Below are 11,981 nucleotides of genomic sequence, written 5' to 3' on the forward strand. Positions count from 1 at the left end.
ACGGCGCGGAACCGTCGAATGCTCAGCCCTGTGCGGGGCCAACCTCTTCGGAAGTTTCTTCCTGCGACTGGGCGGCCTCGCGCTGGAGCGCATCCGCTGCCCGCCGTCTTTCGACGAGTCGCGCCATATAGATCGAAATTTCGTAGAGAAGGATGGCCGGCAGTGCAAGGCCGATCTGGGAGACCGGATCCGGCGGCGTCAGGACGGCCGCGACGACAAACGCGATCACGATTGCGTATTTGCGCTTCTCGGCAAGGCCCTTGGCGCTCACGAATCCCACGCGCGCCAGAAGCGTGGTGATCACCGGCAGCTGGAAAACGAGGCCGAAAGCAAAGACAAGCGACATGATCAGGCTCAGATATTCCGAGACCTTGGGCAGAAGCTGGATCGCAACATGGCCTTCGTCGCCGCCCTGCTCCATCGCCAGGAAGAACCACATGACCATCGGCGTGAAGAAGAAATAGACGAGCGCGCCGCCGAGCAGGAACAGAAGCGGCGAGGCGATCAGGAACGGCAGAAATGCTGCCCGCTCGTTCTTGTAGAGGCCCGGAGCGACGAACTTGTAGATCTGCGAAGCGATCACCGGAAAGGCAATAACCAAGGCGCCGAACATCGCCACCTTGATCTGGGTAAAAAAGAACTCCTGCGGCGCGGTGTAGATCAGCTCGACATTGCGGTGATCCATCCCGGCCCAGGCGACCGCCCATTTGAACGGCAGAACCAGAAGGTTGAAGAGACCCTTGGCAAAGTAGAAGCAGACGAGAAAGGCGATGAAGAACGCGCCAACGGCCCACATCAGCCGCTTTCTGAGTTCGACCAGGTGTTCGATCAGCGGCTGCGGCCGGTCCTCGATATCGCCGCTCATGCTTCACCTTTCTTGCGCGTTGCCGCGCGTGTCTTTTGTGTTTTTTCTTTCGGCTGCTCGGCCGCTGCCTTTGCGGTCTTCTTGACGTCAGCCTTCTTTGCGACAGGCTTCGCGGGCGTAGCCTCCACGACAGCAACCTTCGTGGCGGAAGCTTTCTTGGGCGCGGGTGTTGCGCCTGTTTTTGCCTTCACTGTCCGCCTCGGTTTTGCTGCAGGCTCGGCCGTTTCGGCACGCTGCATCTGACGGCTCGCAGAACCGATCGCGGCGGCCGCAACACTATCTGCCGGCTTTGCCTCAGGCGCAGCAGCGACAGAAGTACTTCCCGGGACCACCGAGGTGACCGCAGGCTCTGGAAATGAGACAGAAGGCTTGTCCGGCGACGCCGCCTTCTGGAGATCGGATTTGATTTCGTTGCCGATCTGGCGCAGCGGGTTCATCGCATCGCGCAGCGCATTTGCCGGATTGAGGCTTTGCGCGTCACTGATCGTCTTGCGGACATCTTCGAGATCCGCCTCACGCAGCGCCTCATCGAACTGCTGGCGGAAATCCGAGGCCATGCCGCGCAGCTTCGACGTCATGCGGCCAAAGGCGCGCAACATCGGCGGCAAATCCTTCGGTCCGACAACAACGATCAGTACGATGGCAATGACGACTAGCTCGGTCCAGCCGATATCAAGCATTCGATATGTCCTGCAAACCCGTGGTGCGGCCGGCCGGGAGGAAATCCCAGCCTGGCCCTATCGATGCTCGATCGTTAGCGAACTTCGTCAGACTTGTGATCAACAGTCTTGCCGTCGAGCGGCTTGTCGGCGGAAGCGACGTCGTCGTCGTTCATGCCCTTCTTGAAACTCTTGATGCCCTTGGCAACGTCGCCCATCAGTTCCGGAATCTTGCCGCGACCGAACAACAACAGCACCACGACCAGAACGATCAGCCAGTGCCAGATACTAAAGGAACCCATGCGTTTACTCCCTCTGAGCCTTCCCCGATTTAGGCCCTATTCGCGTGTCAATTTTCAGGCGCGCCACCAGCACAGCCTCTTTTCGCCACAGACCCTAAGATGTCGGAACATCTTTTTCAAACAGCAATATATCCCGCTCGTTAACTGAAAGCATTACATCGCGCAATCCTTGCGGCAATTGGTCCGCGCGGATACGGGCGCGCACGGTTCCGTCGCAGCCCTCCACCGCCAGTTCGAGCAGTTCGACAACGCCGATGAAACGGCGCGAGACGATCCGCGCCTGTATATCGCCTTCGTCCTTGCCGACATGCAGGCCCGAAAGCCGCACGGCCACGGAAAGGCGCTGCCCGTCGCGGTACTGGCCGGCATCCACGCCACCGAGCGGCGTGTCGACGCGACCGTTCCGCACTTGCGCGTCAAACACGTTGATTTCAGAGAAGAAACCCGCGGCAAACAGATCCCGTGGTTGACGATAAAGCTCGTCGGCGGTGCCGACCTGAACCAGGCGCCCCTCCTTGAGCAGAGCGATCCGGTCGGCCATGCGCATCGCTTCCTCGGCATCATGCGTGACGACAATCGCGGTGGCGCGCGTCTCCCGAAGGATGGCAAGCGTATCGGCTCGGATCGAATCCTTGAGCCGCGAGTCGAGCCCGGAGAACGGTTCGTCCATCAACAGCACGGCCGGCCGCGGCGCGAGCGCACGGGCGAGCGCCACGCGCTGCTGCTCGCCACCCGAAAGCACATGGGGATAACGATCTCCGTAATGCGACAGGCCGACGCGTTCGAGGGCCGCGTCGGCCTGGATCAGCGCTTCTCTCTTCGGAAGAGCCGTCAGGCCAAAGCGAACATTGTCGCGGATGGTCATGTGCGGAAACAGCGCAAAGTCCTGGAACATCAGCCCGACACCGCGCTTTTCCGGCGGCAGGAAGACCGACGGGCCGGAAATCTCTTGCCCGTTGAGCAGGAGACGGCCTGCGCTTTGCACCTCGATGCCGGCAGCGATCCGCAGCAACGTGGTCTTGCCGGAACCGGAGGGACCGAGCAGGCAAAGGACCTCGCCGGCCTTGGCCGCCAGGCTGACACCCTTGATCGTCTCCTTGGAATGGTAGTTGTGGTGGATATCTTCGAATGTCAGGCTCGCCGCGAAAGATACGCCCGCCGTCCGTCGCGTTGCCATGACGGGCCCGTCCTGCGTACCTGAAACCATGCTGCGTATTCCTTGACACCGGTGGCATCGCGGCGACCATGCCGGATGCAGGCTCGACGGAGAAAGCCGATTTCTCCAATCAGGTTTTTAATCGGCCTCTTCGCCCTTCGGAGTCAAGAGCCCCAGCTCTTCCAGGTCGAGTTGGGTGATCGGATCCTCGTTTTCCGCCAGGTCATCGTCGCCAACGGGCACGGGAATATGCAAATTGGACGGAACGCGGCCGGATAGAAGACCCGCGCCCTTCAACTCCTCTATGCCAGGCAGGTCGCGCAGTTCCTCTAGGCCGAAGTGGTCGAGAAAATCGCGTGTGGTTCCGAAGGTGACCGGACGCCCGGGCGTGCGGCGGCGGCCGCGGAAGCGGACCCAGCCTGCTTCCATCAGCACGTCGAGCGTGCCCTTGGATGTCTGCACGCCGCGGATGTCTTCGATCTCGGCGCGGGTTACCGGCTGGTGGTAGGCGATGATCGCCAGAACCTCGAGCGCGGCGCGCGACAGCTTGCGAACTTCCTGCTCATCCGTCTGCACGACGAAGGACAGGTCGGCGGCCGTGCGGAACGCCCAGTGATCGGCCACTTGCACCAGATTGACGCCACGACCGGCATAAAGCGCCTTCAACCGCGCCATGATGCGGGGGACATCGGCGTCGCCCGGCAGGCGACTGGCAATGTAGGCCTCCGACACCGGCTGGGCAGAGGCGAAGACCAGAGCTTCGGCAATGCGCTCGGCTTCCTGCTCCATGCGAGCATCGCGCAACGGGCCGTCATCCTCGCTGTCTTCGTCTTCAACGCCCGGCAAATATTTCTGCGGCTCAGCCACGGGCTGCCTCCATATCGGCGAGCGTCGCCGCATCGATCGGGTTTGGCCCGCGCCGCAGATATATTGGCGCGAACGCCTCTTCCTGACGGATTTCCAAGCGGCCCTCGCGCACCATTTCCAGCGAGGCGGCAAAGGAACTGGCAATAGCCGTTGCCCGCTCCTTCGGCGTCGTCATATAGCGCAACAGAAAGTGGTCGAGCGCGGTCCAGTCATCCAGATGACCGATCATACGCGCCAGGATCAACCGCGCGTCCGAAAGCGACCAGACGTGGCGCTTTTCGATCGTCACCTGGGTAATCGCCGTTCGTTGGCGCAAGCTCGCATAGGCCGTCAGCAGGTCATAGAGCGACGCGTCATAATCCGACTTCCGCTCGGTGACGATGTGCTCCGGCGCACCACGGACAAAAACATCACGACCGAGACGGTTTCGGTTGATCAACCGGGTCGCTGCCTCGCGCATGGCCTCGAGACGCTTCAGCCGGAACGCCAGCGCCGAGGCCATCTCTTCACCGGAGGGACCCTCATCCTTCGCCTGTTGCGGGATCAGCAGCCGCGACTTGAGATAGGCAAGCCAGGCCGCCATGACGAGATAGTCGGCAGCCAGTTCAATGCGGATGCTGCGCGCCCGCTCGACAAAGGCGATGTATTGTTCGGCCAGTGCCAGGACGGAGATGCGGGCAAGGTCGACCCGCTGGCTGCGAGCAAGATGGAGAAGCAGATCAAGCGGGCCTTCGAAGCCGGCGATGTCGATGACAAGCGCCTCTTCGTGCAGCCCCCGCTCCGCGTTCTCGTCCTGCCACAAGGGATCTATCGGCGCTTTCGGCCCGGACCTGCCCTGCTTTTCACCCGCGTTGCTCACGACAGCCCGATCCTTTCCCGCCGGCCATGCCCGCCCTCAAACCGTTGCGAACAGGCCGTTGAACTCGGCCCGCAGTTCCTGCTCGTTCGCATTATCAGGCTTGCGGAAGGCGGCCTCGGCGGCCCTTGCCCTGCGCAACGTCTCCCCGGCCAGAACCGGCACGACGTCCGCTACAGCCTTCATCTCGTCCATTATGCCATGACAATGCAAGACGAGATCAAGCCCGGCGTCGATGATGTTGCGAGCGCGGGCCGTCATGTCGCCCGCCAGCGCATTCATCGAAACGTCGTCGGACATCAACAACCCGTCGAAACCGATATGGCCGCGGATAATCTCGCGCACCACCTTGGCGGAAGTCGTTGCCGGATTGTCCGGATCGATCGCCGTAAACACCATGTGCGCCGACATCGCCATGACCTCGTCCTTCATGGCGATGAAGGGCAGGAAATCGCTCTTGGCGAGCTCGTCGAAGGTTTCGCTCACCACAGGCAGGCTGTGGTGAGAATCGACGAAGGTGCGGCCATGGCCGGGCATATGTTTCATGACCGGCAGCATGCCACCGGACTTAAGGCCTTCCGCCATCGCCCGACCGATCGCCGTCACGCTTAGCGGATCGTGTCCATAGGCGCGATTGCCGATGACATCGTGACTGCCGGGAACCGGCACGTCGAGCACCGGCAGGCAATCGACCGTGATGCCGAAGCGCATCAGATCGAAGGCGTGCAGCCGCCCCATCAACCAGGCCGCGCGCAGGCCGCCCTCGGCGTCGCGGCGGTAGATCTCTCCGATCGCCGCGCCGTTGGGATACTGCTGAACGAGCGGCGGCCGGATGCGCTGGACGCGTCCGCCTTCCTGGTCGATCAGCACGGGTGCCGCAGGATTACCGATACTGTCACGTAGCGCCGCGACCAGATCGGAAATCTGCTGTTCCTCGCCAATGTTGCGGCCAAAGAGGATAAAGCCCCAGGGCCGCTCGCCATCAAAGAAGCTGCGCTCTTCGCTCGAAAGAGAAAGACCCTTGCAGCCGGAGATAAATGCTTTTGATTCGCTCATGCCAAAAGCATAGTGCGCCGCCTCCCCGCAGCGAAGCGAGAATAATTAACGGTGCGTGTCATGCACAGACTACTGACACGGAAACGTGAAAGGGCGCGGCATCTCTGCCGCGCCCTTCGGGGGATAATATTGCTGCTGTGACTACTTGGTCACGAGGCAGCTGCCGCCAGCGCCCTTGTAGCGCGAGCAAAGGGCATTGGCCTCTTCGCGCGATCCAGCCGGGATGCGGACACGATAGTAGGTGCCCTTGCCCGCGATCTCCGCCTTGCGGATATCCACGCCGCGACCGCCGATGACGCTCCCGAACTTGTTGGAAAGGCTGTTGTAGGACTTCTGCGCTTCGGCCTCGGAGGGCAGCGACGCCACCTGGATGAAGTAGCTGCCGGCCGGCACGGACGCCGTCGAGACCTGCTGGGTATCCGCTGCGGCGTTGGCGGCAGCCTGCGTCTCAGCCGGGCGCGCTGTTGCGGCCGCAGCGACGTTTGCCGCCTGTTCGGCCGGGCGGGTCTGCGGCAGCGGTGCCTGGCCGCCAACAGCGTTTACCGTGGCGTCGCTTGCGGCTGCAAGTGCGACCTGGTCGGCACCGGCCGGTGCCTGGCCGGCTGCGCGAAGTTCGGAGCCGGCGCCCGTGGCTGTCGCCTGGCCCTCGGTGCCCGACGCGGCAGCCTGACCCGAAGCCAGTGCCGGAACCGGCTGAGCGTTGCCGGCAACTTCCGTTGCGGGTGCAGCAACCGGCTCTTCGCGGGCGACGAGCGTGCCGTCCGGCTTGACGATCATCGTGCGGACTTTTCGTGGCGCGACCGCAGGTGCCTTGTCCTCCTCCTGATCCGCCGGCGCAGCAGCGCCGTCATCAGGCAGCAAACGAGCGGACTCTTCGTCGGCATTCGGTGAAGTGGAGAGAGCATCGGCTTCGTCGCCAATGTCATTCGGCAGGTTCTCCGGCGTCAGCGTCCGCTGGACAACGTCCATCGGCTCTTCCGTCGAGGAGACCAGAGCCTCCTGGCGAGGGCCTGTGCCCTGTGCGCCGGCGACACGGTCATAGACGGCCTTGTCCTGGTTCGGCACGGTCTTTCCGCCCTTTTCCTCGGGCACGACCTTTACCGGCGACTTGTCGGCGAGAATGATCTTAGGACCCTCGCCGGACGAGGCGGCATCGCTGCCCCCCATCCAGGCGTAAACGCCTGCACCACCGAGAATGATGACGCCGGCGACGCTTGCGGCCAGCAGCATCGCGCGCTGCGAGCGGCGACCCGAGCCGTATTCGTTATAAACACCCGCATCGGCCTGGCCAGACATAGACTGGGCACGCTCGGATTCGCGCGGCGTGTTCTGACGTTCGACCATCGAGCGACGGAAGTCTTCTTCCATTGCCTTCTCGAACTCGTCGAAATCATCCATCGGGGCGGCGCCAAACGATGCGGCAGGCTTGGCTGCCGGCGCGGTGCGCGCAGGTTCACGCGCCTCCACGGGGCGAGCCTGTGTCTCCCTGGCGGACGGTGCCGGCGTGCCGAAAAGCTGAGCCATTTCCGCGTCGATATCGAGATCGTAGTCGGCGGGATAGGCGACCGGCTTTTCTGTCTCAATGACCGGCAGTTGCGGTACGTCCATATCGGCGATCGGTGCAACGCCTGTATCTGCTTCAGCGATCATCGACGGATCGAAAGGCAGGACGCTTTCAACAGGCGGCTCTTCGAATTCGACGGGCGCTGCTGCGACCGACGGTGCCACGAAGGGCTCTTCACGCTGTACTGGCGGCTCTTCGACGGCAGGGAAAACTGGCTGCTGCACGGCAGCCACCACATCCTCAGAAGCGTCGAATTCCGGAAGCTCCATTTCCATCGCCACATCTGAGAGCTCCATTTCGAAGTTCTCGATGTCGAAGCTCGGCTCGTTCTCCGGCTCTATAGTCGGACGAGCGGGCTCTACGACAGCCTGTGGCTCAACCACGGGTGCGGCAACCACGGGTGCGGCGGCGGCAGGGATCGACGAGACGATCGGACCGGCAAAGGCACGCTGCTGGCCAACACCCGAGGACGAAGCGACCGGCGTGGCGCGACTGAACGTCGGCGTGAAGGGATAGGGGCTCTTCTTGACCGGTGCCGCAGCCACGACAGCCGGCTCGACCCGCGTATGAACCGCGGGATGAGCGTGGACTGCAGCGGCGACCAAGCCGGTTGCGGCCGGCACCGGAAACCGCTCGATATCGGCAAGAAGCTGATCGACGGCGTTCTCGGTTGTCGGCTCAGCCACAACCGGAGCGGCCTGTTCAGTCACTGCCGGTTCGTACGAATAGGCATTGTCCGACGCATAGGCGTTGCTGCCCTCGGCAGCCGGGGCCACTTCAAACGACGGCTCGACGGCCAGCGAAGCCTGCTCGGTCGCCAGATCGTCGGCGAAATCCGAAACATCGAACGAGATGTCCTCGACCGGCGCATGCCATTCTTCAGATGCCGCGGCGTGCTGCTCGACCGGCGCAAACCCGGTTGCCGGAGAAAGCTCGACGTCGCCAAGCGAGAGTTCGAGCTCACGCTCCAGATCGAAGGACGGCTCAGCCTCTTCGGAAACCACGTCGTATGGCGGCAGATCGCTGACCGAAGCGGAAGGCGCATCAGGAAACGCGGCAACTTCGGTGTGACCGTGGTCGACCTCTTCAGCTGGAGTAACCTCCGACCATGCATCCAGGAATTCGGCTGGCTGATACGCGGGCTGAGCCGCCGGCGCATCTTCGATTGGCGCCGATTCGGCCTCAGCAAACTCCGCCGGTGCAAATTCAGGCACCGGCTCTACCTGCTGAACCTCTTCTGCCGACACAGCGGCAGGCTCAACCGGACCATTATCCGGCTGAACACTTGCTGTGCGCGGCGCGTCATAGGTATCGAACTCTCGAAGAAGCTCTTCCTCAAGATCGAAAGCCGGGTCTTGCCGGACGGTTTCCTGGTGGCGTTGCAATTCCTGCAACTGCTGGACAGCCGGCCGGGCATCGTAGCCGACGATCCGGGCGAGTTCGGCCAACGGATCATCGTCTGCCAATACATCGAATTCAGCCGGCCCGCTTCGTGCGAATTGTTTGTCTGCCATGCTCTCCACTCACAATTGCCTGCATTCACTTGCCAGTGCATTGTGGGAAAATGGTGACAATACTTATCGCATTTCTTCCGGTGCGGAGGTGCCTGTAATGGACAGGCCCGACTTCAGTACGGAAGCGACAGCATGCACCAGCCCGAGTCTGGCAGTACTTAATTCTCTATTTTTATCGTTAACAAAACGTAATTCCGGATTCTCTTTACCTTTGTTCCAGTGTCCATGGAAGGCAGCGGCAAGATCGTACAGGTAAAACGCGATGCGATGCGGCTCCTGCGCCAGTGCCGCAGCCTCGACCACGCGCGGATATTCTGCGAGCTTGGCGACCAGTTGCAGTTCCGCCGGATCGACGATCAAGCCATTGATTGCGCCGGCAAAATCGACGGTGGACAGGTCGAGTTCGGGGAACGCGTCCGCAGCCTGACGGAAGACGGACCGGCAACGCGCATGCGCATACTGCACGTAGAAGACCGGGTTATCCTTGGACTGTTCTGTCACCTTGGCGAAATCGAAATCCAACGGCTCGGAGTTTTTCCGGTAGATCATCATGAACCGGACCGGGTCGCGGCCGACTTCATCGACGACGTCGCGCAGCGTCACGAAATCGCCGGAACGCTTGGACATCTTGACCGGCTCACCTTCGCGATAGAGCTTTACCAACTGGCAGAGCAGCACAGTCAGTTTCGACGCGCCGCCGGACACCGCGCGCGCCAACGCCTCAAGCCGCTTGACGTAACCACCGTGATCGGCGCCGAGCACATAGATCATCTCGTCGAAGCCACGGTCGAACTTGTCCTTGAAGTAAGCAACGTCGGCGGCGAAGTAGGTATAGCTTCCGTCCGACTTGATCAAAGGCCGATCGATATCGTCACCGACCTCGGTCGAGCGGAACAGCGTCTGCTCCCTGTCTTCCCAGTCCTCCGGCAACTGCCCCTTCGGCGGCGGCAACGTGCCCTTGTAGACGTGGCCCTTGAAGGTCAGGTCGTTGATCGCAGTACGGATCTTGGCAGCGCCATTGGCATGCAGGGTCCGCTCCGAGAAGAAGACATCATGGGTAACGTTCAGGGCGGCAAGATCCTCACGGATCATAACCATCATCGCGTCAATGGTGCGCTCCTTGACGAGCGGCATCCACTTGTCCTCAGGCATCAACCGCAGGCTCGTGCCGAACTCGTCGGCAAGAGCTTCGCCGACGGGTACCAGGTAGTCGCCAGGATAGAGGCCCGACGGGATCTCGCCGATCTCCTCACCCAGCGCCTGCCGGTAACGAAGGAAGGCCGAGCGTGCCAGCACATCGATCTGCGAGCCGGCGTCGTTGATGTAATACTCCTTGGTCACTTCGTAGCCGGCAAAGGCCAGAAGGTTCGCCAGCGCGTCGCCGACGACGGCGCCGCGGCAATGGCCAACATGCATCGGCCCAGTCGGGTTCGCCGACACGTACTCGACGTTGACCTTGCGCCCCGCACCGGTCGTGCTGCGACCATAGTCCGCTCCGGAGCGGACCATCGCGGTCAACAGCTTCTGCCAGTAGGAAACCGAAAGCCGCACGTTGATGAAGCCGGGACCGGCAACCGAAACATCCGTGACCTCAGGATCCTGCTTGAGCTTCTCGACGATCAGGTCGGCAAGCGCACGCGGATTCATCCCCAGCGGTTTGGCCAGCACCATCGCAGCATTGGTTGCGACATCGCCATGGCTGGGGTCGCGCGGCGGCTCGACATTGATACGGCTGAAATCAAGCTCGGATCGCTTTTCTCGAACGGCATCAAGCGTTTCGAGAATATCCTTAATCCTTGATTCGAAGTCCGTGAAGAGATTCATCTGATCCGTCCGCTTTTCCCGACAGAATATGGTCGGTGCAAAACTCAAAAGGAGGCCCGGTTCGCTTGAACCAAAAGCCTCCGGGCGGGGCGTCCCTATCGCAAATCGGGCGTATGGTCAAACAAACGCCGGTGGACACTGATGGCGAAGGTATCGGTCATCCCGGCCAGATAGTCCCCGACATGGCGTGCCCGCGCCGCCTCGGCCATCCCTGGGATCTGGTCGATCCAATAGTGTTCGCGCATCAGCAAGGGATCGGCCATGAAGGCGCGATAGAGATCGCAGACGATCGACGCAGCACCTTCGCGCACCCGCATCACCTCGGGATGGCGATAGATTCGCGTCATCAGCAGCCTCTTGATCTGCTTGTCGGTCTCGCCCATCTCCTCCGAGAATGTCGCCATGACCTTGCCGGCCTGCCTGACATCCATGGCACTTTCGGGCTGTGCCTGCTTGAGGCGCGCCTGCGCGACCGTAATCACGTCCTCGACCATCGCCGTGATCTGGCGTCGCATGATCTCATGGGTGAAGCGGCTCGCCTCCAGACCGGGATAACGATCGCTGACCTCGCGCATCAGCCGGGCAAGGAACGGCACGTCTTCCAGCATCTCAAAGGTCAAGTAGCCAGATCTCAAGCCGTCATCGATGTCATGGGTGTTATAGGCGATGTCGTCGGCGATCGCCGCCACCTGCGCCTCGAGGCTCGCAAAGCTCGCGAGCTCCAGGTCGTGAATGGCACAATAATCCAGGATCGGCTGCGGCACCGGACCGTGCGTGCCCTGCCCGTCAAGGGTCAGAAGTGGCCCGTTATGCTTGACCAGTCCCTCCAGGCTTTCCCAGGTGAGGTTCAGGCCGTCGAACTCGGCGTAGCGTCGTTCGAGCTTGGTGACGATACGCAGCGATTGGGCGTTGTGATCGAAGCCGCCATAGGGCTTGAGCATGTCATGCAGCGCATCCTCGCCCGTGTGCCCGAACGGCGTGTGGCCGAAATCATGGACGAGCGCGACGCCTTCGGCGAGGTCTTCGTCAAGCTTCAGCGCTCGCGCCAGGGCGCGTGTAATCTGCGCCACCTCGATCGTGTGGGTCAGGCGTGTGCGATAGTGGTCGCCGTCTGCGGCGATAAAAACCTGCGTCTTGTGTTTCAGCCGGCGGAAGGCAGTCGTGTGCACGATGCGGTCACGGTCGCGCTGAAAGTCGGAGCGCGTCGGACTTGTCGCTTCCGGGTAGAGCCTGCCGCGCGTCACCCAGGGATTTGACGCGAAGGGCGCATGTTCACCGTAACCGAAGCCGAGCGCATTTTTGTCGAACGTCATTTCAC

General features: G+C 61.9%; 10 protein-coding genes. All 10 read right to left on the bottom strand.

All coding sequences use genetic code 11. The features are described from left to right. Positions 1 to 22 precede the first annotated feature (22 nt). Positions 23 to 865 (bottom strand): twin-arginine translocase subunit TatC, encoded by an 843-nt coding sequence (tatC, locus tag ABIE33_RS00165; RefSeq protein WP_429119919.1) that lies wholly within the window; start codon positions 863 to 865, stop codon positions 23 to 25. Next, positions 862 to 1,545, bottom strand: a complete 684-nt coding sequence (gene tatB, locus ABIE33_RS00170) for a Sec-independent protein translocase protein TatB (protein ID WP_429119921.1) — start codon at positions 1,543 to 1,545, stop codon at positions 862 to 864. Before tatB ends, tatC begins: the two co-directional genes overlap by 4 nt. Before the next feature lie 74 nt (positions 1,546 to 1,619). Continuing rightward, on the bottom strand, positions 1,620 to 1,826 hold the full coding sequence (locus ABIE33_RS00175) for a twin-arginine translocase TatA/TatE family subunit (RefSeq protein WP_025426854.1): 207 nt from the start codon (positions 1,824 to 1,826) through the stop codon (positions 1,620 to 1,622). Positions 1,827 to 1,920: 94 nt separating this feature from the next. Beyond that, positions 1,921 to 3,033, bottom strand: coding sequence for an ABC transporter ATP-binding protein (locus ABIE33_RS00180; protein ID WP_429119925.1), 1,113 nt, complete (start codon positions 3,031 to 3,033; stop codon positions 1,921 to 1,923). Between the two features lie 87 nt (positions 3,034 to 3,120). Next, positions 3,121 to 3,849 (bottom strand): SMC-Scp complex subunit ScpB, encoded by a 729-nt coding sequence (scpB, locus tag ABIE33_RS00185; protein WP_429119928.1) that lies wholly within the window; start codon positions 3,847 to 3,849, stop codon positions 3,121 to 3,123. After that, on the bottom strand, positions 3,842 to 4,708 hold the full coding sequence (locus ABIE33_RS00190; protein ID WP_429119931.1) for a segregation and condensation protein A: 867 nt from the start codon (positions 4,706 to 4,708) through the stop codon (positions 3,842 to 3,844). Before ABIE33_RS00190 ends, scpB begins: the two co-directional genes overlap by 8 nt. A 36-nt stretch (positions 4,709 to 4,744) precedes the next feature. Continuing rightward, a complete protein-coding gene (gene nagZ, locus ABIE33_RS00195; RefSeq protein WP_429119934.1) occupies positions 4,745 to 5,761 on the bottom strand; it encodes a beta-N-acetylhexosaminidase in 1,017 nt (338 codons plus the stop codon). 141 nt (positions 5,762 to 5,902) lie between these two features. After that, on the bottom strand, positions 5,903 to 8,839 hold the full coding sequence (locus ABIE33_RS00200; RefSeq protein WP_429119937.1) for an SPOR domain-containing protein: 2,937 nt from the start codon (positions 8,837 to 8,839) through the stop codon (positions 5,903 to 5,905). Between the two features lie 63 nt (positions 8,840 to 8,902). Next, the gene (argS, locus tag ABIE33_RS00205) at positions 8,903 to 10,663 is read right to left on the bottom strand and encodes an arginine--tRNA ligase (protein WP_429119940.1); all 1,761 of its coding nucleotides are present in this window, start codon (positions 10,661 to 10,663) and stop codon (positions 8,903 to 8,905) included. 95 nt (positions 10,664 to 10,758) lie between these two features. Then, positions 10,759 to 11,976 carry a deoxyguanosinetriphosphate triphosphohydrolase gene (locus tag ABIE33_RS00210; protein WP_429119943.1) on the bottom strand — a complete coding sequence of 406 codons (1,218 nt, stop codon included), beginning with the start codon at positions 11,974 to 11,976 and terminating at the stop codon, positions 10,759 to 10,761. Positions 11,977 to 11,981 lie beyond the last annotated feature (5 nt).

Origin of the sequence: Ensifer sp. 4252 (assembly GCF_050434565.1) — a bacterium.
Taxonomy (GTDB): Bacteria; Pseudomonadota; Alphaproteobacteria; order Rhizobiales; family Rhizobiaceae; genus Ensifer.

Excerpts from the sequence above, each read along its gene's own strand:
- tatC (WP_429119919.1), bottom strand. The coding sequence starts at position 865 with ATGAGCGGCGATATCGAGGACCGGCCGCAGCCGCTGATCGAACACCTG.
- tatB (WP_429119921.1), bottom strand. The coding sequence starts at position 1,545 with ATGCTTGATATCGGCTGGACCGAGCTAGTCGTCATTGCCATCGTACTG.
- ABIE33_RS00175 (WP_025426854.1), bottom strand. The coding sequence starts at position 1,826 with ATGGGTTCCTTTAGTATCTGGCACTGGCTGATCGTTCTGGTCGTGGTG.
- ABIE33_RS00180 (WP_429119925.1), bottom strand. The coding sequence starts at position 3,033 with ATGGTTTCAGGTACGCAGGACGGGCCCGTCATGGCAACGCGACGGACG.
- nagZ (WP_429119934.1), bottom strand. The coding sequence starts at position 5,761 with ATGAGCGAATCAAAAGCATTTATCTCCGGCTGCAAGGGTCTTTCTCTT.
- ABIE33_RS00200 (WP_429119937.1), bottom strand. The coding sequence starts at position 8,839 with ATGGCAGACAAACAATTCGCACGAAGCGGGCCGGCTGAATTCGATGTA.
- argS (WP_429119940.1), bottom strand. The coding sequence starts at position 10,663 with ATGAATCTCTTCACGGACTTCGAATCAAGGATTAAGGATATTCTCGAA.
- ABIE33_RS00210 (WP_429119943.1), bottom strand. The coding sequence starts at position 11,976 with ATGACGTTCGACAAAAATGCGCTCGGCTTCGGTTACGGTGAACATGCG.